A 21,521-nucleotide genomic window follows, 5' to 3' on the forward strand; every position below is an offset into this window, starting at 1 on the left:
GCGGTTCTCGCGCCCGGTATGAATTTGTTATTTATCGGAAGACGCCTGCCACAGGTTTAGCTCGCCATCGGCGATATGCTGGTCAATCTGCGCCAGTTCTTCGGCACTAAACGCCAGATTATTCAATGCCTGCACGTTCTCCTTCAGTTGCTCCGGACGGCTGGCGCCAATCAATACCGAAGTCACTCGATCATCTTTCAGCAACCAGCTTAACGCCATTTGCGCCATAGACTGACCGCGCTGCTGTGCCATTTCATTCAATAGCCTCAGGCTGGTGAGGTTCGCTTCGGTGAGCATTTTTGGCGTCAGGCCACGAACTTTATGACCTTCGCGATGCATCCGTGAATCCTCTGGAATACCGTTGAGATATTTTCCAGTCAGCAATCCCTGGGCCAGTGGGGTGAAAGCGATGCAGCCTACACCGTTATTTTCCAGAGTATCCAGCAGACCGCTTTTATCTACCCAGCGGTTGAGCAGATTGTATGAAGGTTGATGAATTAACAACGGAATTTTCCACTCGCGCAGCAACTCGACCATTTTTTGCGTCCGCTCAGACGAGTACGAGGAGATCCCGACATACAGCGCCTTGCCGCTTTGCACCGCATGGGCCAGCGCAGAGGCGGTTTCTTCCATCGGCGTATTTTCATCGACGCGGTGCGAGTAAAAGATATCGACATACTCAAGCCCCATACGCTTCAGGCTTTGGTCGAGGCTGGCGAGCAGGTATTTACGTGAACCGCCAGAGCCGTATGGGCCGGGCCACATATCGTATCCGGCTTTGGTAGAGATAATCAGTTCATCGCGATAAGCTGCAAAATCCTCTCGCAGCAGACGACCAAAGTTCTCTTCTGCGCTTCCTGGAGGCGGCCCGTAGTTGTTGGCTAAGTCGAAGTGAGTAATACCCAAATCAAAGGCTTTACGCAGGATTGCACGCTGTGTTTCCAGCGCGTTGACGTGACCGAAATTGTGCCACAAACCGAGCGACAGGGCGGGCAGGCGTAAACCGCTTTTTCCGCAATAGCGGTACTGCATCTGCTCGTAACGTTCGGGATTCGCTAACCAGACCATGACATCTCCTTTCCATCGTTCAATTTCGAAACAATGTTTCCAGTCTAGCGATTTACCAGAACGTATCCCGTAGCATCGCTCACAGAGTGACGAAAAACTGGGCAAAAACACACGCTTATGCTTTGCTTAAAAAAACACCAGCTGAGGAGTAAAGCGATGCCGCGTTTGACCGCCAAAGATTTACCGCAGGAGTTGCTGGATTACTACGACTATTACGCTCATGGGAAAATATCGAAACGTGAGTTCCTCAACCTGGCGGCGAAGTACGCGGTGGGCGGGATGACGGCGTTAGCGTTGTTTGAGTTGCTCAAGCCAAATTACGCGTGGGCGACCCAGGTGGAGTTTACCGACCCGGAGATTGTCGCTGAGTACATTACATATCCTTCGCCAAATGGTCACGGCGAGGTACGTGGTTATCTGGTGAAGCCTGCGAAAATGAGCGACAAAACACCCGCTGTGGTGGTAGTGCATGAAAATCGTGGGCTGAATCCGTATATCGAAGATGTAGCACGGCGGGTAGCTAAAGCGGGATACATTGCTTTGGCCCCCGACGGTTTAAGTTCCGTTGGTGGTTACCCGGGAAATGATGATAAAGGCCGCGAGCTGCAACAGCAGATTGACCCAACCAAACTGATGAATGATTTCTTTGCCGCAATTGAGTTTATGCAACACTATCCCCAGGCCTCGGGCAAAGTTGGCATAACCGGATTTTGCTATGGTGGTGGCGTCTCGAACGCAGCAGCGGTGGCATATCCGGAACTGGCCTGCGCGGTGCCATTTTATGGTCGCCAGGCACCCACCGCCGATGTGGCGAAGATCGAAGCGCCTTTACTGCTCCACTATGCTGAACTGGACACGCGAATCAACGAAGGCTGGCCTGCTTATGAGGCGGCGTTGAAGGCCAATAACAAAGTCTATGAAGCGTATATTTATCCGGGGGTTAACCACGGATTCCATAATGACTCCACGCCACGTTATGACAAATCAGCCGCCGATCTTGCCTGGCAAAGGACGCTGACATGGTTCGATAAATATCTTTCCTGATGTGTTTATCCCTTAAAGGATAACGTCCTACATGAGCAGGAAAAAATAGCGTGCGTTAAAGTCGGAGTTTGCCTAAAATATCGCTATATATGTTTATATATAACGATTGAGGTAAACGATGAATAACCATTTCGGTAAAGGTTTAATGGCGGGATTAAAAGCCACGCATGCCGACAGTGCGGTTAATGTGACTAAATTTTGCGCCGATTATAAACGTGGTTTTGTATTAGGCTACTCGCACCGGATGTATGAAAAGACCGGTGATCGCCAGCTTTGCGCCTGGGAAGCGGGTATTCTGACGCGCCGTTATGGGCTGGATAAAGAGATGGTAATGGATTTCTTTCGTGAGAATAATTCCTGTTCTACGTTGCGTTTTTTTATGGCCGGTTATCGCCTCGAAAATTGATCAAACATACGTATTATCTTGCTTTAATTAATTACACTAATGCTTATTCCCTTCGTTTTAGCGCCCCGCCGCAGTATCATTGCGATGATAACCATAATAAATGTGTGGTAAATGGCGCATCGATCGCATTATTGATTTTGCGATTGACGCAAAATATATGCCAGGTCTTCGCAACGGAATAACTATAAATGACTGGAGATAACACCCTCATCCATTCTCACGGCATTAATCGTCGTGATTTCATGAAGCTTTGTGCAGCATTAGCCGCCACCATGGGGTTAAGTAGCAAAGCCGCCGCAGAGATGGCCGAATCGGTCACTAACCCGCAGCGCCCGCCGGTTATCTGGATTGGCGCGCAGGAGTGCACCGGTTGCACGGAATCTCTGCTTCGTGCAACGCATCCTACGGTAGAAAACCTCGTGCTGGAGACTATCTCTCTGGAGTATCACGAAGTGCTCTCTGCCGCCTTCGGCCATCAGGTTGAAGAGAACAAACATAACGCGCTCGAGAAATACAAAGGGCAGTATGTGTTGGTTGTGGATGGTTCCATCCCATTAAAAGATAACGGTATTTATTGCATGGTTGCCGGTGAGCCGATTGTGGACCACATCCGCAAAGCGGCTGAAGGCGCAGCAGCAATTATCGCTATCGGTTCCTGCTCCGCGTGGGGCGGTGTCGCCGCGGCTGGGGTTAACCCAACCGGCGCGGTCAGCCTGCAAGAAGTTCTGCCAGGCAAAACCGTCATCAATATTCCTGGCTGCCCGCCGAACCCGCACAACTTCCTCGCGACCGTTGCGCACATCATTACTTACGGCAAACCACCGAAGCTGGATGACAAAAACCGTCCGACCTTCGCCTATGGTCGTCTGATTCACGAACACTGTGAACGTCGCCCACACTTCGATGCTGGTCGTTTTGCGAAAGAGTTCGGCGATGAAGGCCACCGCGAAGGCTGGTGCCTGTACCACCTCGGCTGTAAAGGGCCAGAAACTTACGGCAACTGCTCAACGCTGCAATTCTGCGACGTTGGCGGCGTGTGGCCGGTGGCAATTGGTCACCCGTGCTACGGCTGTAACGAAGAAGGTATCGGCTTCCATAAAGGCATCCATCAGCTTGCCAACGTCGAAAACCAAACGCCGCGTTCACAAAAACCGGACGTCAACGCTAAAGAAGGCGGCAACGTCTCTGCGGGCGCTATCGGTTTGCTCGGCGGCGTGGTTGGGCTGGTTGCCGGTGTCAGCGTGATGGCGGTGCGTGAACTGGGTCGTCAGCAAAAGAAAGATAACGCTGACTCACGGGGAGAATAACCGTGAACAGACGTAATTTTATTAAAGCAGCCTCCTGCGGGGCATTGCTGACGGGCGCGCTGCCGTCTGTCAGCCATGCGGCTGCTGAAAACCGCCCGCCAATTCCGGGATCGCTGGGTATGTTGTACGACTCGACCTTGTGCGTAGGCTGCCAGGCTTGCGTCACTAAGTGTCAGGATATCAACTTCCCTGAACGTAACCCACAAGGGGAACAGACCTGGTCGAACAACGACAAACTGTCGCCGTATACCAATAACATCATTCAGGTGTGGACCAGCGGCACTGGCGTCAACAAAGACCAGGAGGAGAACGGCTACGCGTACATTAAGAAACAGTGTATGCACTGCGTCGATCCGAACTGTGTCTCCGTGTGCCCGGTTTCTGCACTGAAAAAAGATCCGAAAACCGGTATTGTCCATTACGACAAAGACGTGTGCACCGGCTGCCGTTACTGCATGGTTGCCTGTCCGTACAACGTACCGAAGTACGACTACAACAACCCGTTTGGTGCGCTGCATAAATGTGAGCTGTGCAACCAGAAAGGCGTGGAACGCCTCGATAAAGGCGGTCTGCCAGGTTGCGTAGAAGTGTGTCCGGCGGGGGCGGTGATTTTTGGTACGCGTGAAGAGCTGATGGCTGAGGCGAAAAAACGTCTGGCACTGAAGCCTGGTAGCGAATATCACTATCCGCGTCAGACGCTGAAATCTGGCGACACTTACCTGCACACGGTGCCGAAATATTATCCGCATCTGTACGGCGAGAAAGAGGGCGGCGGTACTCAGGTTCTGGTACTGACGGGTGTTCCTTATGAAAATCTCGACTTGCCGAAGCTGGACGATCTTTCAACTGGCGCGCGTTCAGAAAATATTCAACACACCCTGTATAAAGGCATGATGCTACCACTGGCTGTGCTGGCGGGCTTAACCGTGCTGGTTCGTCGCAACACCAAAAACGACCATCACGACGGAGGAGACGATCATGAGTCATGATCCACAACCGCTGGGCGGCAAAATCATCAGTAAACCGGTCATGATTTTTGGACCGTTAATAGTCATCTGTATGCTCCTGATTGTGAAACGTCTGGTGTTCGGTCTGGGTTCTGTCTCCGACCTGAACGGCGGTTTCCCGTGGGGCGTGTGGATCGCGTTTGACCTGTTGATCGGCACCGGCTTCGCCTGTGGCGGCTGGGCGCTGGCGTGGGCGGTGTACGTCTTTAACCGTGGGCAATACCATCCGCTGGTGCGTCCGGCGCTGTTGGCGAGTCTGTTCGGTTACTCACTGGGGGGGTTGTCGATCACCATCGACGTTGGTCGTTACTGGAACCTGCCGTACTTCTACATTCCGGGTCACTTCAACGTGAACTCGGTACTGTTCGAGACGGCGGTCTGTATGACCATCTACATCGGCGTGATGGCACTGGAGTTTGCTCCGGCACTGTTTGAACGCCTGGGCTGGAAGGTTTCGCTCAAACGTCTGAACAAGGTGATGTTCTTCATCATCGCCCTCGGCGCGCTGTTGCCGACCATGCACCAGTCTTCAATGGGGTCGCTGATGATCTCAGCGGGCTACAAAGTGCATCCGCTGTGGCAGAGCTATGAAATGTTGCCGCTGTTCTCGTTGTTGACGGCGTTCATCATGGGCTTCTCGATTGTCATCTTTGAAGGTTCGCTGGTGCAGGCGGGTCTACGTGGCAATGGTCCGGATGAAAAGAGCCTGTTCGTCAAGCTGACGAATACCATCAGCGTGCTGCTGGCGATTTTCATCGTGCTGCGCTTTGGCGAACTTATCTATCGCGACAAGCTGTCGTTAGCGTTTGCCGGTGACTTCTACTCCGTCATGTTCTGGATTGAAGTCCTGCTGATGCTCTTCCCGCTGGTTGTTCTGCGTGTGGCGAAACTGCGTAATGATTCCCGCATGCTGTTCCTGTCAGCACTGAGCGCACTGTTAGGTTGTGCAACCTGGCGTCTGACCTATTCGCTGGTGGCATTCAACCCGGGCGGCGGTTACGCCTACTTCCCGACCTGGGAAGAACTGTTGATTTCTATTGGTTTTGTGGCTATTGAGATTTGCGCTTACATCGTACTCATTCGTCTACTGCCGATACTTCCTCCTTTAAAACAAAACGATCATAATCGTCATGAGGCGAGCAAAGCATGAGCCAGAGAATTACTATTGATCCGGTAACCCGAATTGAAGGGCATTTACGCATCGATTGCGAAATCGAAAATGGCGTCGTTTCGAAAGCATGGGCTTCCGGTACCATGTGGCGCGGCATGGAAGAGATCGTGAAAAACCGCGATCCGCGCGATGCATGGATGATTGTGCAACGTATCTGTGGTGTATGTACCACCACTCACGCGCTGTCTTCCGTCCGTGCGGCAGAGAGCGCGCTGAATATCGACGTTCCGGTAAACGCCCAGTACATTCGTAACATTATTCTGGCTGCGCACACCACGCATGACCATATCGTTCATTTCTATCAGCTTTCGGCGCTGGACTGGGTGGATATCACTTCTGCACTGCAAGCGGATCCAACCAAAGCCTCCGAAATGCTGAAAGGCGTTTCGACCTGGCACCTGAACAGTCCGGAAGAGTTCACCAAAGTTCAGAATAAGATCAAAGATCTGGTTGCCAGCGGTCAGTTGGGTATTTTTGCCAATGGCTACTGGGGTCACCCGGCGATGAAACTGCCGCCGGAAGTGAACCTGATTGCGGTTGCGCACTACCTGCAGGCGCTGGAGTGCCAGCGTGACGCTAACCGCGTCGTGGCGCTGCTGGGCGGTAAAACGCCGCACATTCAGAACCTGGCGGTAGGCGGCGTTGCGAACCCGATCAACCTTGACGGTCTGGGCGTACTGAACCTCGAACGCCTGATGTACATCAAGTCCTTCATCGACAAACTGAGCGACTTTGTTGAGCAGGTTTACAAGGTTGATACTGCGGTTATCGCCGCGTTCTACCCGGAATGGCTGACTCGCGGCAAAGGTGCAGTGAACTACCTGAGCGTGCCGGAATTCCCGACCGACAGCAAAAACGGCAGCTTCCTGTTCCCGGGCGGCTACATTGAGAATGCGGATCTGTCCTCATATCGTCCAATCACTTCCCATTCCGATGAATACCTGATCAAAGGGATTCAGGAAAGCGCGAAGCACTCCTGGTATAAAGACGAAGCGCCGCAGGCACCGTGGGAAGGTACGACCATTCCGGCTTACGACGGTTGGTCTGACGACGGTAAATACTCCTGGGTGAAATCGCCGACTTTCTACGGTAAAACGGTAGAAGTGGGGCCGCTGGCTAATATGTTGGTGAAACTGGCTGCTGGTCGCGAATCTACTCAGAACAAACTGAATGAAATCGTTGCGATTTATCAGAAACTGACTGGCAACACGCTGGAAGTGGCACAACTTCACTCCACGCTGGGCCGTATTATTGGTCGTACCGTTCACTGCTGCGAATTGCAGGATATCCTGCAAAATCAATACAGTGCACTGATCACCAATATCGGCAAAGGCGATCATACCACCTTTGTGAAGCCGAACATTCCAGCAACGGGCGAGTTCAAAGGCGTTGGCTTCCTCGAAGCGCCGCGCGGTATGCTCTCCCACTGGATGGTTATTAAAGATGGTATTATCAGCAACTACCAGGCGGTCGTTCCGTCAACCTGGAACTCCGGCCCGCGTAACTTCAATGATGACGTCGGTCCTTACGAGCAGTCGCTGGTGGGCACGCCGGTTGCCGATCCGAATAAACCGCTGGAAGTGGTGCGTACCATTCACTCCTTCGACCCGTGCATGGCCTGTGCGGTACACGTAGTGGATGCTGACGGCAACGAAGTGGTTTCAGTGAAGGTTCTGTAATGCGTATTTTAGTCTTAGGGGTCGGCAATATTTTGCTGACCGATGAAGCCATCGGTGTGCGGATTGTCGAAGCGTTAGAGCAACGATACATTCTGCCGGATTATGTTGAAATCCTTGATGGCGGCACGGCGGGAATGGAGCTGCTTGGCGACATGGCAAATCGCGATCATCTGATTATCGCCGATGCCATTGTGTCGAAAAAGAACGCGCCGGGAACGATGATGATCCTACGGGATGAAGAAGTTCCGGCGTTGTTTACCAACAAAATCTCTCCGCATCAGCTTGGCCTGGCCGACGTCTTGTCGGCCCTGCGCTTCACCGGTGAGTTTCCGAAAAAGCTGACTCTGGTCGGCGTGATCCCGGAATCGCTGGAGCCTCACATCGGCTTAACGCCGACGGTTGAAGCAATGATTGAACCTGCGCTTGAGCAGGTTCTGGCTGCGCTGCGCGAATCAGGCGTGGAAGCCATCCCACGGGAGGTAGCTCATGACTGAGGAGATAGCAGGTTTCCAGACCTCCCCGAAGGCGCAAGTACAGGCAGCGTTTGAAGAAATTGCCCGGCGTTCGATGCACGATCTCTCTTTTCTGCATCCTTCAATGCCGGTGTATGTTTCCGACTTTACGCTGTTCGAAGGTCAGTGGACGGGGTGTGTAATCACCCCGTGGATGCTGAGTGCAGTTATCTTCCCCGGCCCGGATCAACTCTGGCCGCTGCGCAAAGTGAGTGAAAAAATCGGTCTGCAACTGCCGTACGGCACCATGACCTTTACCGTTGGCGAACTGGACGGTGTTTCGCAATACCTCTCCTGCTCGCTGATGTCACCGCTTTCGCACAGCATGTCGATTGAAGAGGGCCAACGCCTGACGGATGACTGCGCGCGAATGATCCTTTCGCTGCCGGTCACCAATCCGGATGTGCCACATGCAGGGCGTCGCGCCCTGCTGTTTGGCCGCAGGAGTGGCGAAAATGCATGAGTTGTCGCTTTGCCAGAGCGCCGTTGAAATTATCCAACAGCAGGCGGAGCAGCACGATGTTAAGCGAGTCACCGCCGTGTGGCTGGAAATTGGCGCGCTCTCCTGCGTTGAGGAGAGCGCCGTCCGTTTTAGTTTTGAAATCGTCTGCCAGGGAACGGTGGCGCAAGGGTGCGATTTACATATCGTCTATAAACCCGCCCAGGCCTGGTGCTGGGATTGTAGCCAGGTGGTGGAGATTCATCAGCACGATACGCAATGCCCGCTCTGTCACAGCGAGCGGCTGCGTATCGATACCGGCGATTCGCTGATCGTCAAAAGTATTGAAGTTGAATAACCGGAGTTAACAATGTGTATTGGCGTTCCAGGCCAGGTGCTGGCTGTCGGTGAAGATATTCACCAACTTGCGCAGGTTGAAGTATGTGGTATCAAGCGCGACGTGAATATCGCGCTGATTTGCGAAGGTAACCCTGCCGATCTGCTGGGCCAATGGGTGCTGGTGCACGTCGGATTTGCCATGAGCATCATCGACGAAGATGAAGCCAAAGCCACATTAGACGCACTGCGCCAAATGGATTACGACATTACCAGCGCGTGATGGGTAGCTTTCGTAGGCCTGATAAGACGCGGCAGCGTCGCATCAGGCATTGTGCTTGATTACCGGATGCGGCGTGAACGCCTTATCCAGCCTGGATGGCTTGCTGCGATATGCACCAACCCTTACCCCTGACGCTTATCTTCCGTATTTGTCTCGAAATCACTGGCGTCATGGCGCTCATGCAACTGCTCGTTCAGCGGCCCGTTGGTGCGGTTAACAATACGCCCACGCTTCACTGCCGGACGTTCGCCCACTTCTTTCGCCCAGCGTTGCACGTGCTTATAACTACCCGCATCAAGAAACTCTGCGGCATCATACACGCTGCCTAACACCACGTTGCCAAACCACGGCCAGATTGCCATATCAGCAATGGTGTACTCATCGCCCGCAACAAACTTATGCTGCGCCAGTTGCTTATCCAGCACGTCGAGCAGACGCTTGGCTTCCATGGTAAAGCGGTTAATGACGTACTCAATTTTCACTGGCGCGTAATGGTAAAAGTGACCAAAACCACCGCCGAGGAATGGCGCCGCGCCCTGTAACCAGAACAACCAGTTCAGCGTTTCAGTTCGCTTCGCCAGATCCTGCGGCAGGAAATAGCCAAATTTTTCGGCCAGATAAAGCAGAATCGATCCTGACTCAAAAACGCGGATCGGCGGGTTATGTGTATGATCGCGCAGAGCTGGAATTTTCGAGTTCGGGTTCACTTCCACAAAACCGCTGGAGAATTGATCGCCATCGCCAATACGAATTAGCCAGGCGTCGTACTCTGCACCGGTAACGCCCAGCGCCAGCAGCTCCTCAAGCATAATCGTGACTTTCTGACCGTTCGGCGTTCCTAGTGAATAAAGTTGCAACGGGTGCTTGCCAACGGGCAGCGTTTTCTCATGCGTCGGACCAGAAACCGGGCGATTGATATTGGCGAACGCGCCGCCAGCGGATTTATCCCACGTCCAGACTTTCGCGGGCTGATAAGTATTGTCTGTCATAGTGAGTTGCCTTCTGAGTGGTAGTGTTGAAGCAGTGTAGCAGGTCACTTGCTATACAGAATGTGAATTTTTTAACCCTTTGCGCCAGCCGCTGCGTTGAGGTGTATGATAAGTCTAACCTCTGTCCGGTTAATGTCCCTGAGCAGGTAATCAGAGCACAACAATTACGCCAACTGCTTAGGTTGTATTGTTAAAGGTAAAGTGATGAGCAAAGGAACGACCAGCCAGGATGCCCCGTTCGGGACGTTATTGGGCTACGCCCCCGGTGGGGTAGCAATCTACTCTTCAGATTACAGTTCTCTCGATCCGCAGGAATACGGAGATGATGCCGTATTTCGTAGCTATATCGACGACGAATATATGGGCCACAAATGGCAATGCGTTGAATTTGCTCGCCGTTTTCTCTTTCTGAACTACGGCGTGGTCTTCACTGACGTGGGCATGGCGTGGGAGATTTTCTCGCTGCGCTTCCTGCGTGAAGTGGTTAATGACAATATTCTGCCATTGCAGGCATTTCCTAACGGCTCGCCGCGTGCACCGGTTGCGGGTGCGCTTCTTATCTGGGATAAAGGTGGTGAATTTAAAGACACCGGCCATGTCGCTATCATTACGCAATTGCACGGCAACAAAGTCCGTATTGCGGAACAGAACGTGATTCATTCCCCGTTGCCACAAGGGCAACAGTGGACGCGCGAGCTGGAAATGGTGGTAGAAAACGGCTGCTATACCCTCAAAGACACTTTCGATGACACCACCATTCTGGGCTGGATGATCCAGACGGAAGATACCGAATACAGCTTGCCACAGCCGGAAATTGCAGGCGATTTGTTGAAGATCAGCGGAGCACGACTGGAAAACAAAGGCCAGTTTGACGGTAAATGGCTGGATGAAAAAGATCCGCTGCAAAACGCCTACGTGCAGGCGAACGGTCAGGTGATCAATCAGGATCCGTATCATTACTACACCATTACGGAGAGCGCTGAACAGGAACTGGTTAAAGCCACCAACGAGCTGCACCTGATGTATCTCCACGCCACCGATAAAGTGCTGAAAGATGACAACCTGCTGGCGCTGTTCGACATTCCGAAAATTCTCTGGCCGCGTTTGCGCCTCTCCTGGCAGCGCCGTCGCCACCATATGATCACCGGTCGTATGGATTTCTGTATGGATGAACGTGGCCTGAAGGTCTACGAATACAACGCCGATTCCGCCTCCTGTCATACTGAAGCAGGCTTAATCCTCGAACGTTGGGCGGAGCAGGGCTATAAAGGTAACGGCTTCAATCCGGCGGAAGGGCTGATTAACGAACTGGCTGGCGCGTGGAAACACAGTCGTGCTCGTCCGTTTGTCCATATCATGCAGGACAAAGATATTGAGGAGAACTATCACGCTCAGTTTATGGAGCAGGCGCTGCAACAGGCAGGTTTTGAAACGCATATCTTGCGCGGGTTAGATGAACTGGGCTGGGATGCTGCCGGGCAACTGATTGATGGGGAAGGGCGACTGGTTAACTGCGTGTGGAAGACCTGGGCGTGGGAAACGGCGTTTGATCAGATTCGTGAAGTCAGTGACCGTGAATTTGCTGCGGTCCCGATTCGCACTGGTCACCCGCAAAATGAAGTGCGCCTGATCGACGTTCTGCTACGCCCGGAAGTGCTGGTCTTTGAACCGCTTTGGACGGTGATCCCTGGCAACAAAGCGATTCTGCCAATTCTCTGGTCGCTGTTCCCGCATCATCGTTATCTGCTGGATACCGATTTCACTGTTAATGATGAACTGGTGAAAACCGGTTACGCAGTGAAACCGATTGCCGGGCGCTGTGGTAGCAATATCGACCTGGTCAGCCATCATGAAGAGGTGCTCGACCAAACCAGTGGTAAATTTGCCGAGCAGAAAAATATCTACCAGCAACTGTGGTGTCTGCCAAAAGTGGACGGTAAATACATTCAGGTATGTACCTTCACCGTGGGCGGCAACTACGGTGGAACTTGTTTGCGCGGCGATGAATCACTGGTCATCAAAAAAGAGAGTGATATTGAACCTTTAATTGTGCTGAAAGAGTAATAGACTTTTTCGCGAACCCGTGCTGATTATCAAAAATAATCAGCACGGAAAATCGTTCATAGAACACTCGAAATATTGAATATTGTAATACATAAAGTTAATAAATTCACAATGTGAATGTATTAATGATTGAAATGATTCGCCATTAATTATTTCTTAAAATTTTGAATGACAACTTATTATCTGATACTAAAGCAATATCACTCTTTTTATCGCTAAAAGATGATATTTCACTTTGCCCACGCTGTTAAAGTCACTGATAATGCGTCCGTTCGTAAATTCAAAATGGCGTAATCTAATATATGCTAAATTTATTTGTTGGCCTTGATGTATACACGGGGCTTTTGTTATTACTTGCTCTGGCATTTGTGTTGTTCTATGAAGCAATCAATGGTTTTCATGACACGGCGAATGCGGTAGCAACCGTTATTTATACTCGTGCCATGCAGCCACAGCTTGCCGTAGTGATGGCGGCATTTTTTAACTTTTTTGGCGTGTTATTAGGCGGACTCAGTGTCGCTTATGCCATCGTCCATATGTTGCCAACCGATTTGTTGCTGAATATGGGGTCAACTCACGGTCTGGCGATGGTCTTTTCCATGCTGCTGGCGGCGATTATCTGGAACCTGGGAACGTGGTTCTTTGGTTTACCAGCCTCCAGTTCGCACACTTTGATTGGCGCGATTATCGGCATCGGTTTAACCAATGCGCTGTTAACCGGTTCATCGGTGATGGATGCGTTAAACCTGCGTGAAGTGACCAAGATTTTCTCCTCGCTGATTGTCTCCCCTATCGTTGGTCTTGTCATTGCAGGAGGGCTGATTTTCCTGCTGCGCCGTTTCTGGAGCGGGACGAAAAAGCGTGACCGTATTCACCGTATTCCTGAAGATCGCAAAAAGAAAAAAGGCAAACGTAAGCCGCCATTCTGGACGCGTATTGCGCTGATTGTTTCCGCGGCGGGTGTGGCGTTTTCACATGGTGCGAACGACGGACAGAAAGGGATCGGCCTGGTGATGCTGGTACTGGTGGGGATTGCCCCTGCTGGTTTCGTCGTCAATATGAACGCGTCTGGCTATGAAATTACACGTACCCGCGATGCTGTCACCAACTTCGAACACTATCTGCTACAGCATCCTGAACTGCCGCAAAAGTTGATTGCGATGGAACCTCCATTGCCTGCGGCATCGATTGATGGTACGCAAGTGACGGAGTTCCATTGTCATCCGGCAAATACCTTTGATGCGATTGCGCGTGTTAAAACGATGCTGCCGGGCAATATGGAAAGCTACGAACCGTTAAACGTGAGTCAACGCAGTCAGCTACGCCGGATTATGCTTTGTATCTCTGATACCTCTGCGAAGCTGGCGAAACTGCCTGGCGTCAGCAAAGAGGACCAGAACCTGCTGAAAAAACTGCGCAGCGATATGTTAAGCACCATTGAATATGCTCCAGTGTGGATAATCATGGCGGTGGCTTTAGCGCTCGGTATTGGCACCATGATTGGCTGGCGTCGTGTAGCGATGACCATCGGTGAGAAAATTGGTAAGCGCGGCATGACTTATGCGCAAGGGATGGCGGCGCAGATGACGGCGGCGGTATCAATTGGTCTTGCCAGCTACATCGGTATGCCTGTTTCCACAACTCACGTACTCTCTTCTGCGGTGGCGGGGACGATGGTGGTGGATGGCGGTGGGTTACAGCGTAAAACGGTAACCAGTATCCTGATGGCGTGGGTGTTTACCTTACCGGCGGCGATTTTTCTGTCTGGTAGTCTGTACTGGATTGCATTGCAGCTTATTTAACCTTCCTGATAATGCCCGGTCCTGCGATCGGGCATTATCACTTCTGACTAGCGATAACCTCGCGCCGTCATAAAATCCGTAATCGCTTTTTCTGCATCAACCAGCACTTGTTCCAGTGGCTGATTGGCATCGATATCAACCAGTTGCGCACCGCCAAAGGTTAACTGTGGCGTTATGGCAATCTTCCTTTCCAGCGATTCCCTTTTGTGGTCAGGCTTACGCGCGCAGGCCACGTCCAGAGAGACATTGAGTTTGATGACCAGATCAGGCTTATGGCTCGCCATCCAGTGAAATGCTTTACGTTCCTGACTTGCCAGCCATGAGACAAAACGACCACCTTCAACGTTAGGCGGGAACACCGTGCCATCATAAGCGCCAGGAATTTGGTCCTGCGGATAACGGTCGGTTAAAACAATTAACCCGCGACGACGACAGGCAAGCATATGACGAAAGCGTAGCAAGCGACGGGCGACGAACGCTGTAATCACCAACGCCGGAACTGGCCCCGGTAATTTTTTCGCTGTTTTTACTTTATTGCGTTCAATAGTTTTATTAAGCGATTTTCCCATTAAGGGCAGTTTTACCACTGCACGACCGACATTTCCGGCTTGTTTTCCGAGATGAACTCTTTCTGCGGCACCATATTTTTCGACAACGGTAATGAGATGTTCACACACCGTTGACTTGCCTGAACCATCACTACCAATAACGGCTATTAATGGAGGTGTTATTGACTGCATGAATATATCCTTAAATTTAAATATCCATCCAAAATATTTATCTGGTTAATATGTTTTTATGAAAGCGTAATTCAGGTCAATACCACAATTAACCATTGTCACAATAAGGTTGAACGGATATTCTGAGCACGGACCACGTAATATTCAATACATTATTTGCTGCCGGGTTTTTCGTGAATCAACGTAATATGTCAATAATTAATTCCATACCAGTGCGTGTTATTGCCATTGTGGGATGTGATGGTTCAGGTAAATCGACCCTCACGGCAAGCCTGGTGAATGAACTGGCAGCAATAATGCCAACAGAACAAATTTATCTTGGGCAATCTTCCGGGCGAATTGGCGAATGGATTTCACAGCTCCCTATAATTGGCGCCCCTTTTGGGCGTTATCTGCGGGGTAAGGCAGCTCATGTGCATGAAAAGCCCTCAACGCCGCCCGGCAATATTACCGCGCTGGTTATCTATTTGCTTTCCTGCTGGCGGGCGTACAAGTTTCACAAAATGCTGAGAAAAAGCCAGCACGGTTTATTGTTGATTACCGACCGCTACCCACAGGTTGAAGTCCCTGGCTTTCGTTTTGATGGCCCGCAACTGGCTAAAACTAAAGGCGGTAATGGTTGGGTAAAAATGTTAAGGCAGCGCGAGATGAAGCTGTACCAATGGATGGCGTCTTATTTGCCCGTATTGTTGATTCGTCTTGGCATTGATGAACAAACCGCGTTTTCACGTAAACCTGACCATCAACTGGTGGCGTTACAGGAAAAAATCGCCGTTACGCCGCAACTGACGTTCAACGGCGCCAGGATCCTTGAACTGGATGGTCGGCAACCAGCCGATGAAATCCTGCAAGCGTCACTACGCGCAATTCACGCCGCACTTTCCTGATCACCAAAATGGATAGGGGATGATTTAAAGAATGGATGCACTACAAACGCAAGCTGTTAACAGCACCACTGCACCGCAGCCCAGCTACATTCCGGGGCTAATTGCTGTGGTCGGGTGTGATGGCACCGGTAAATCCACGCTAACCACCGATCTGGTGAAATCATTACAACAGCACTGGCAAACCGAGCGGCGATATCTGGGGCTGCTCTCCGGCGAAGACGGCGACAAAATCAAACGATTGCCGTTGGTTGGTGTCTGGCTGGAGCGGCGACTGGCGGCAAAATCCTCGAAAACCCAAAGCATGAAAACTCGCTCTCCGGCGCTCTGGGCGGCGGTGATTATGTACTGCTTTTCACTGCGGCGAATGGCGAATCTGCGTAAGGTCCAGCGACTGGCGCAAAGCGGTGTTCTGGTGGTCAGCGATCGCTTTCCGCAGGCGGAAATTTCCGGCTTTTATTATGACGGACCGGGGATTGGCGTCGAACGTGCAACCGGGAAAATCAACCAATTTCTGGCGCAGCGCGAGCGACAGTTATACCAACAAATGGCGCAGTATCGCCCTGAATTAATCATTCGTTTGGGGATTGATATTGATACTGCCATCTCCCGCAAGCCTGACCATGACTATGCCGAGTTGCAGGACAAAATCGGCGTCATGTCGAAGATTGGCTATAACGGCACAAAAATTTTAGAGATTGATTCCAGAGCGCCCTACAGCGAAGTGCTGGAACAGGCACAGAAAGCGGTTTCTCTGGTTGCCATCGTTTCTGATCGCCGAAGCTTGACTTAAGGCTGACGGGATATTTTTAATTTTTCAACGATAAGGTCAGGCTGAATTGGCAGGTTTTAACATCAAACATTGGTTTGCAGATGGAGCCTTTCGCACCATTATTCGTAACAGTGCCTGGTTAGGTTCCAGCAATGTCGTGAGCGCCTTGCTGGGCTTACTGGCGCTTTCGTGCGCCGGTAAAGGGATGACGCCAGCGATGTTTGGCGTGCTTGTCGTCATACAGTCTTATGCCAAGTCGATTAGTGATTTTATTAAGTTTCAGACATGGCAGTTGGTGGTGCAATATGGAACGCCTGCATTAACCAACAATAATCCCCAGCAATTCCGCAATGTCGTCTCATTTTCCTTCTCACTGGATATCGTCAGCGGCGCGGTGGCGATTGTCGGCGGCATTGCCTTACTGCCATTCCTTTCCCATTCATTAGGTCTGGATGACCAAAGCTTTTGGCTGGCGGCGCTCTATTGCACGCTCATTCCTTCAATGGCTTCCTCCACGCCGACCGGCATTTTGCGTGCGGTTGATCGCTTCGACTTAATTGCTGTACAGCAGGCGACGAAACCTTTTCTGCGTGCAGCGGGCAGCGTAATCGCCTGGTATTTTAACCTTGGCTTTGCCGGATTTGTTATCGCCTGGTACGCATCGAATCTGGTTGGCGGCACCATGTACTGGTGGTTTGCTGCGCGCGAATTACACCGCAGAAATATCCATAACGCCTTCAAATTGAATCTGTTTGAGTCTGCCCGGCACATCAAAGGCGCGTGGAGTTTTGTCTGGTCAACCAACATTGCCCATTCCATTTGGTCGGCACGTAATTCATGTAGCACGGTGCTGGTGGGGATCGTATTAGGGCCAGCTGCTGCCGGGTTATTTAAAATCGCCATGACATTCTTCGATGCCGCCGGGACGCCTGCCAGTTTGTTGGGTAAGAGTTTTTACCCTGAAGTCATGCGCTTAGATCCACGAACCACCAGACCGTGGCTTCTTGGCGTGAAGTCTGGATTGCTGGCTGGCGGGATTGGCATTCTGGTGGCGCTGGTCGTATTAATCGTTGGCAAGCCACTTATTTCACTGGTGTTTGGTGTTAAGTATCTCGAAGCGTATGACCTGATCCAGGTGATGCTTGGCGCGATTGTTATTTCGATGCTGGGCTTCCCGCAGGAGTCATTATTACTAATGGCGGGGAAACAGCGTGCCTTTCTTGTGGCGCAAACCATCGCCTCTATCGGCTATATCGTGTTGCTGTTTATGTTCTGCCATATGTTTGGCGTGCTGGGGGCAGCATTTGCTTACTTCGGTGGGCAATGTCTGGATGTGGTGCTCTCGTTAATTCCGACATTAAAGGCGTTCTTTCAACGCCATTTATTGGCCTATAACGTAGTGGGAGAAAAATCCCAATGATGAAAAAATATTTTCCACTTGAGGTCAGTGAGCGTTTATTTGTCGCGGTCGAAGAAGATGATGTTGTTGACGTTCAAGTTAGCTTACCGCCAACGATCGCACTACGTTGTTCATCGGAAATTATTCATGATAATTATGCATTATGCCTGAGATTCTGGTTGGACGGAGTCAATCGCAAGGCGTTACTCAACCTGACCCTGAAGCAAGCTAAAGGTGACTCTCTTACCGACGAAGAACGCAAACAGTATAAATACATGCGTGCTCGCTATAAGCATTTGCGTTTTGCGCAACGGCTGTATTTAAAGAAGCATCAGGCTGGTTTTTTATTTGGCAAAACGACCGTTTTTCTGGGGCGTTTTCAGGACGGATTCCGCAACGGTAAGAAAAATATTGTGTCGTATTACGGCAACCTGTTACGGATTTATTTAAGCTCGCCGGTCTGGTCATTAGTGAACTATTCATTACGCCATAGCCAGTTAGAAAGCGTTAACGGTTTTATCGCTTATCGCCAGAAGCAAATGCACATCCTGAAAGCGATTATTGCTAAACCGCAACTGACCGGCAGGGAATTTCATGATGTGCGAAAAATCATCAGTCAGCAGGTTTCTTATTACGACACTCTAAGATCGATTGATCCCGAAAATACAGAGGCGTTACAGATTTCCCGCTTCCTGGCGGCCATTAATGGCCTGATGGGGGATAAGCACGACGACATGGTGGCGGATGATTTGGAAAATCGCCAATCGTATGATGCGCCGGTGGCACTCGACAGCGATATTCGTCAGCGCTTAGAACTGCTGATTTCGCGTTTTCCGCTATAACCGGAGTAATGATGCCCTCTCGTCTGCTTACTGCGCTGATATTTTTACTCTTCCCGTTCGGTGCTACTGCGCACAATTTCGTCATCGGAAAACCGGTTACACCTGTTTATATTCAGGATGGTGGCGAATTACTGCTCAAAAATGACGAGGTTTACTATCAAAAGTGGAACAGCACGCAACTGAAGGGAAAAGTCCGCATTATTCAGTATATCGCCGGGCGAAAGTCAGCGAAGAAGAAGAACTCACTGTTAATCAAAGCAGTAGAAGCAGCAAACTTTCCTCAGGAGCGTTTTCAGCCCACCACCATTGTGAACACCGATGATGCCATCTTCGGCGCCGGCTATTTTGTGACTGGTAAAATTGAAAAAAATAAACGTCGCTATCCGTGGGCGCAATTCGTAATCGACGGCAGCGGTCTGGGGCGCGCTGCCTGGCAACTGCCGGAACAGAGTTCAACCATTCTGGTGCTGAATAAATACGGGCAAATTCAGTGGACGAAGGATGGCAGCCTGACGCCAGAAGAGGTTGATCATGTTATTGCGCTGGCGCAGAAGCTGATCAATGAATAAAAAACTCAAAGGATTGAAGGCGTTAGTGAGATGAAGCTGGTTGAACACTACATCATGCGTGGTACGCGCCGTCTGGTGCTGATTATCGTCGGTTTTCTGATCTTTATTTTCGCCAGCTACTCCGCACAGCGTTATCTGACTGAAGCGGCAAATGGGACGTTAGCTCTTGATGTTGTGCTGGATATCGTTTTCTACAAGGTGCTGATTGCACTGGAGATGTTGTTACCTGTTGGCCTGTATGTGTCGGTTGGCGTGACGCTTGGGCAGATGTATACCGACTCGGAAATTACCGCTATCTCTGCGGCGGGCGCCAGTCCGACACGTTTGTACAAAGCCGTTCTTTATCTGGCGATACCGTTAAGTATTTTTGTCACCCTTCTGTCGATGTATGGCCGTCCCTGGGCTTATGCGCAGATTTATCAACTGGAGCAACAGTCGCAGTCGGAGCTGGATGTTCGCCAATTGCGGGCAAAGAAATTTAATACTAACGATAACGGGCGAATGATCCTTTCGCAGACGGTGGATCAAGACAATAATCGCCTGACTGACGCGCTGATTTACACCTCTACCGCCAATCGAACCCGCATTTTCCGCGCCCGTTCGGTTGATGTGGTTGACTCATCACCCGAGAAACCTACCGTTATGTTGCATAACGGGACCGCTTATCTTCTCGATCATCAGGGCCGTGACGACAACGAACAGATCTACCGTAATCTGCAATTACATCTGAATCCGCTGGATCAAAGCCCCAACGTCAAACGCAAAGCGAAATCGGTCGCGGAACTGGCGCGCTCAGTCTTTCCTGCCGATCATGCCGAACTGCAATGGCGACAAAGCCGTGGACTGACTGCGTTATTGATGGCTCTGTTAGCCATCTCTTTAAGTCGGGTAAAACCGCGCCAGGGGCGATTTTCTACGTTACTGCCACTGACGTTGCTGTTTATTGCTATTTTTTATGGCGGCGATGTTTGCCGTACGCTGGTGGCTAACGGCGCGATCCCTCTTATTCCAGGATTGTGGTTGATACCCGGCGTGATGTTGATCGGCTTGCTGCTGCTCATCGCCCGCGACTTCTCTTTGTTGCAGAAATACTTCCGATGAATATTTTTAGTCGCTATTTGATACGTCACGTGTTTCTCGGGTTTACGGCTGCGGCTGGATTACTGCTTCCACTTTTCACTACGTTTAACCTGATTAACGAACTGGATGATGTCAGTCCCGGCGGTTATCGCTGGACCCAGGCGATGATGGTAGTGTTGATGACCTTGCCGCGTACGCTCATCGATCTTGGACCGTTTATCGCCTTATTAGGCGGGATTGTTGGTCTTGGGCAGATGTCGAAGAACAGTGAACTTACCGCCATTCGCACCACAGGTTTTTCCATTTTTCGTATTGCGATGGTGGTTTTGGTCGCTGGTATTCTGTGGGCTGTCTCGTTAGGCGCGATTGATGAGTGGGTAGCGTCGCCATTGCAGCAACAGGCGCTGCAACTCAAATCGACCGCCACCGCGTTAGGGGAAGACGATGACATTACTGGCAATATGCTGTGGGCCAGACACGGCAATGAATTTGTGACGGTGAAATCGCTAAACGAACAGGGCCAGCCGGTGGGGGTGGAGATTTTTCATTACCGTGACGATCTCTCGCTCGAATCCTACATTTACGCGCGCAGTGCCACTATTGAAGACGATAAAACGTGGATCCTGCATGGTGTGAATCATAAAAAATGGCTGAACGGCAAAGAAACGTTGGAAACATTAGATAATCTTGCCTGGAAATCGACATTCACCAGTATGAATCTTGAAGAACTGTCGATGCCGGGCAATAGCTTTTCCGTTCGTCAGCTCAACCATTACATCAATTACTTGCAGGAAACTGGACAACCGAGCAGTGAGTATCGCCTGGCATTATGGGAAAAGCTGGGGAATCCGATTTTAACGCTGGCGATGATTTTACTGGCAGTGCCTTTTACCTTTAGCGCCCCGCGCTCGCCGGGGATGGGCAGCCGTCTTGCTGTGGGCGTCATCGTTGGCTTACTTACCTGGATAAGCTACCAAATCATGGTCAATCTGGGATTGTTATTTGCGCTGAGTGCGCCCGTTACTGCACTCGGTTTACCTATAGCATTTGTACTGGTGGCGTTGATTCTGGTGTATCTATTTGATAGGCAAAATTAAACCCGCCATGACGTTTAACACCATGGCGGGG

The 21,521-nt window shown here is 50.9% G+C and carries 22 protein-coding genes; 19 read left to right on the forward strand and 3 right to left on the reverse strand.

What is annotated here, in order from left to right:
- Positions 1–27: 27 nt before the first annotated feature.
- Positions 28–1,068 carry an L-glyceraldehyde 3-phosphate reductase gene (gene gpr / locus A9180_RS16270; protein ID WP_064529656.1) on the reverse strand — a complete coding sequence of 347 codons (1,041 nt, stop codon included), beginning with the start codon at positions 1,066–1,068 and terminating at the stop codon, positions 28–30.
- A 156-nt stretch (positions 1,069–1,224) separates the two neighbouring features.
- Between gpr and yghX the strand changes: the two genes are divergently transcribed.
- From yghX to hybG, 10 genes are all read left to right on the forward strand, one after another.
- Positions 1,225–2,112 carry a YghX family hydrolase gene (gene yghX / locus A9180_RS16275; protein ID WP_064529657.1) on the forward strand — a complete coding sequence of 296 codons (888 nt, stop codon included), beginning with the start codon at positions 1,225–1,227 and terminating at the stop codon, positions 2,110–2,112.
- Between the two features lie 118 nt (positions 2,113–2,230).
- Positions 2,231–2,518, forward strand: coding sequence for a DUF2623 family protein YghW (gene yghW / locus A9180_RS16280; protein ID WP_064529658.1), 288 nt, complete (start codon positions 2,231–2,233; stop codon positions 2,516–2,518).
- Positions 2,519–2,706: 188 nt separating this feature from the next.
- Positions 2,707–3,825 carry a hydrogenase 2 small subunit gene (gene hybO, locus A9180_RS16290; RefSeq protein ID WP_000145410.1) on the forward strand — a complete coding sequence of 373 codons (1,119 nt, stop codon included), beginning with the start codon at positions 2,707–2,709 and terminating at the stop codon, positions 3,823–3,825.
- A 2-nt stretch (positions 3,826–3,827) separates the two neighbouring features.
- Positions 3,828–4,814: a hydrogenase 2 operon protein HybA gene (gene hybA, locus A9180_RS16295; protein ID WP_001081870.1), complete on the forward strand. Its 987-nt coding sequence runs from the start codon at positions 3,828–3,830 to the stop codon at positions 4,812–4,814.
- The gene (gene hybB, locus A9180_RS16300) at positions 4,804–5,982 is read left to right on the forward strand and encodes a Ni/Fe-hydrogenase cytochrome b subunit (RefSeq protein ID WP_000017694.1); all 1,179 of its coding nucleotides are present in this window, start codon (positions 4,804–4,806) and stop codon (positions 5,980–5,982) included. Before hybA ends, hybB begins: the two co-directional genes overlap by 11 nt.
- Positions 5,979–7,682, forward strand: coding sequence for a hydrogenase 2 large subunit (gene hybC, locus A9180_RS16305; protein ID WP_000083065.1), 1,704 nt, complete (start codon positions 5,979–5,981; stop codon positions 7,680–7,682). Before hybB ends, hybC begins: the two co-directional genes overlap by 4 nt.
- Positions 7,682–8,176, forward strand: a complete 495-nt coding sequence (locus tag A9180_RS16310) for a HyaD/HybD family hydrogenase maturation endopeptidase (RefSeq protein WP_025238351.1) — start codon at positions 7,682–7,684, stop codon at positions 8,174–8,176. Before hybC ends, A9180_RS16310 begins: the two co-directional genes overlap by 1 nt.
- Positions 8,169–8,657 (forward strand): hydrogenase-2 assembly chaperone, encoded by a 489-nt coding sequence (hybE, locus tag A9180_RS16315; protein WP_000134014.1) that lies wholly within the window; start codon positions 8,169–8,171, stop codon positions 8,655–8,657. The genes A9180_RS16310 and hybE overlap by 8 nt, the downstream gene beginning before the upstream one ends.
- Positions 8,650–8,991 carry a hydrogenase maturation nickel metallochaperone HypA gene (gene hypA / locus A9180_RS16320; RefSeq protein ID WP_064529660.1) on the forward strand — a complete coding sequence of 114 codons (342 nt, stop codon included), beginning with the start codon at positions 8,650–8,652 and terminating at the stop codon, positions 8,989–8,991. Before hybE ends, hypA begins: the two co-directional genes overlap by 8 nt.
- Before the next feature lie 12 nt (positions 8,992–9,003).
- A complete protein-coding gene (gene hybG, locus A9180_RS16325) occupies positions 9,004–9,252 on the forward strand; it encodes a hydrogenase maturation factor HybG (RefSeq protein WP_000334896.1) in 249 nt (82 codons plus the stop codon).
- Positions 9,253–9,374: 122 nt separating this feature from the next.
- On the opposite strand, the gene yghU is transcribed toward hybG, so the two are convergent.
- On the reverse strand, positions 9,375–10,241 hold the full coding sequence (yghU, locus tag A9180_RS16330) for a glutathione-dependent disulfide-bond oxidoreductase (protein WP_064529661.1): 867 nt from the start codon (positions 10,239–10,241) through the stop codon (positions 9,375–9,377).
- A gap of 204 nt (positions 10,242–10,445) precedes the next feature.
- On the opposite strand from yghU, the gene gss reads away from it, so the two are divergent.
- Both gss and pitB read left to right on the forward strand, forming a co-directional pair.
- Positions 10,446–12,305, forward strand: a complete 1,860-nt coding sequence (gene gss, locus A9180_RS16335; RefSeq protein WP_064529662.1) for a bifunctional glutathionylspermidine amidase/synthase — start codon at positions 10,446–10,448, stop codon at positions 12,303–12,305.
- Between the two features lie 302 nt (positions 12,306–12,607).
- Positions 12,608–14,107, forward strand: a complete 1,500-nt coding sequence (gene pitB, locus A9180_RS16340) for an inorganic phosphate transporter PitB (RefSeq protein WP_064529663.1) — start codon at positions 12,608–12,610, stop codon at positions 14,105–14,107.
- Between the two features lie 47 nt (positions 14,108–14,154).
- Here the strand turns inward: pitB and A9180_RS16345 are convergent, their stop codons facing one another.
- Positions 14,155–14,847: a dTMP kinase gene (locus A9180_RS16345; RefSeq protein WP_064529664.1), complete on the reverse strand. Its 693-nt coding sequence runs from the start codon at positions 14,845–14,847 to the stop codon at positions 14,155–14,157.
- Positions 14,848–15,020: 173 nt separating this feature from the next.
- Between A9180_RS16345 and A9180_RS16350 the strand changes: the two genes are divergently transcribed.
- From A9180_RS16350 to lptG, 7 genes are read left to right on the forward strand one after another with little or no spacing between them, the layout of a single operon-like run.
- Positions 15,021–15,734, forward strand: a complete 714-nt coding sequence (locus tag A9180_RS16350; protein WP_074399600.1) for a dTMP kinase — start codon at positions 15,021–15,023, stop codon at positions 15,732–15,734.
- Between the two features lie 31 nt (positions 15,735–15,765).
- Positions 15,766–16,524, forward strand: a complete 759-nt coding sequence (locus tag A9180_RS16355; protein ID WP_064529665.1) for a hypothetical protein — start codon at positions 15,766–15,768, stop codon at positions 16,522–16,524.
- Positions 16,525–16,570: 46 nt separating this feature from the next.
- The gene (locus A9180_RS16360; RefSeq protein ID WP_064529666.1) at positions 16,571–17,923 is read left to right on the forward strand and encodes a lipopolysaccharide biosynthesis protein; all 1,353 of its coding nucleotides are present in this window, start codon (positions 16,571–16,573) and stop codon (positions 17,921–17,923) included.
- Complete coding sequence (locus tag A9180_RS16365; RefSeq protein WP_064529667.1) at positions 17,920–18,744, forward strand: hypothetical protein; 825 nt, start codon at positions 17,920–17,922, stop codon at positions 18,742–18,744. Before A9180_RS16360 ends, A9180_RS16365 begins: the two co-directional genes overlap by 4 nt.
- 11 nt (positions 18,745–18,755) lie before the next feature.
- Complete coding sequence (locus A9180_RS16370) at positions 18,756–19,313, forward strand: YtfJ family protein (protein WP_064529668.1); 558 nt, start codon at positions 18,756–18,758, stop codon at positions 19,311–19,313.
- A gap of 30 nt (positions 19,314–19,343) precedes the next feature.
- Positions 19,344–20,414 (forward strand): LPS export ABC transporter permease LptF, encoded by a 1,071-nt coding sequence (lptF, locus tag A9180_RS16375; RefSeq protein WP_064529669.1) that lies wholly within the window; start codon positions 19,344–19,346, stop codon positions 20,412–20,414.
- Positions 20,411–21,490 carry an LPS export ABC transporter permease LptG gene (gene lptG / locus A9180_RS16380; RefSeq protein ID WP_064529670.1) on the forward strand — a complete coding sequence of 360 codons (1,080 nt, stop codon included), beginning with the start codon at positions 20,411–20,413 and terminating at the stop codon, positions 21,488–21,490. The genes lptF and lptG overlap by 4 nt, the downstream gene beginning before the upstream one ends.
- Positions 21,491–21,521 lie beyond the last annotated feature (31 nt).

Origin of the sequence: Escherichia sp. B1147, from assembly GCF_001660175.1 — a bacterium.
In the GTDB taxonomy this organism is placed as follows: Bacteria; Pseudomonadota; Gammaproteobacteria; order Enterobacterales; family Enterobacteriaceae; genus Escherichia; species Escherichia whittamii.

Excerpts from the sequence above, each read along its gene's own strand:
- gpr (WP_064529656.1), bottom strand. The coding sequence starts at position 1,068 with ATGGTCTGGTTAGCGAATCCCGAACGTTACGAGCAGATGCAGTACCGC.
- yghX (WP_064529657.1), top strand. The coding sequence starts at position 1,225 with ATGCCGCGTTTGACCGCCAAAGATTTACCGCAGGAGTTGCTGGATTAC.
- yghW (WP_064529658.1), top strand. The coding sequence starts at position 2,231 with ATGAATAACCATTTCGGTAAAGGTTTAATGGCGGGATTAAAAGCCACG.
- hybO (WP_000145410.1), top strand. The coding sequence starts at position 2,707 with ATGACTGGAGATAACACCCTCATCCATTCTCACGGCATTAATCGTCGT.
- hybB (WP_000017694.1), top strand. The coding sequence starts at position 4,804 with ATGAGTCATGATCCACAACCGCTGGGCGGCAAAATCATCAGTAAACCG.
- hybC (WP_000083065.1), top strand. The coding sequence starts at position 5,979 with ATGAGCCAGAGAATTACTATTGATCCGGTAACCCGAATTGAAGGGCAT.
- A9180_RS16310 (WP_025238351.1), top strand. The coding sequence starts at position 7,682 with ATGCGTATTTTAGTCTTAGGGGTCGGCAATATTTTGCTGACCGATGAA.
- hybE (WP_000134014.1), top strand. The coding sequence starts at position 8,169 with ATGACTGAGGAGATAGCAGGTTTCCAGACCTCCCCGAAGGCGCAAGTA.
- hypA (WP_064529660.1), top strand. The coding sequence starts at position 8,650 with ATGCATGAGTTGTCGCTTTGCCAGAGCGCCGTTGAAATTATCCAACAG.
- hybG (WP_000334896.1), top strand. The coding sequence starts at position 9,004 with ATGTGTATTGGCGTTCCAGGCCAGGTGCTGGCTGTCGGTGAAGATATT.
- yghU (WP_064529661.1), bottom strand. The coding sequence starts at position 10,241 with ATGACAGACAATACTTATCAGCCCGCGAAAGTCTGGACGTGGGATAAA.
- gss (WP_064529662.1), top strand. The coding sequence starts at position 10,446 with ATGAGCAAAGGAACGACCAGCCAGGATGCCCCGTTCGGGACGTTATTG.
- pitB (WP_064529663.1), top strand. The coding sequence starts at position 12,608 with ATGCTAAATTTATTTGTTGGCCTTGATGTATACACGGGGCTTTTGTTA.
- A9180_RS16345 (WP_064529664.1), bottom strand. The coding sequence starts at position 14,847 with ATGCAGTCAATAACACCTCCATTAATAGCCGTTATTGGTAGTGATGGT.
- A9180_RS16355 (WP_064529665.1), top strand. The coding sequence starts at position 15,766 with ATGGATGCACTACAAACGCAAGCTGTTAACAGCACCACTGCACCGCAG.
- A9180_RS16365 (WP_064529667.1), top strand. The coding sequence starts at position 17,920 with ATGATGAAAAAATATTTTCCACTTGAGGTCAGTGAGCGTTTATTTGTC.
- A9180_RS16370 (WP_064529668.1), top strand. The coding sequence starts at position 18,756 with ATGCCCTCTCGTCTGCTTACTGCGCTGATATTTTTACTCTTCCCGTTC.
- lptF (WP_064529669.1), top strand. The coding sequence starts at position 19,344 with ATGAAGCTGGTTGAACACTACATCATGCGTGGTACGCGCCGTCTGGTG.
- lptG (WP_064529670.1), top strand. The coding sequence starts at position 20,411 with ATGAATATTTTTAGTCGCTATTTGATACGTCACGTGTTTCTCGGGTTT.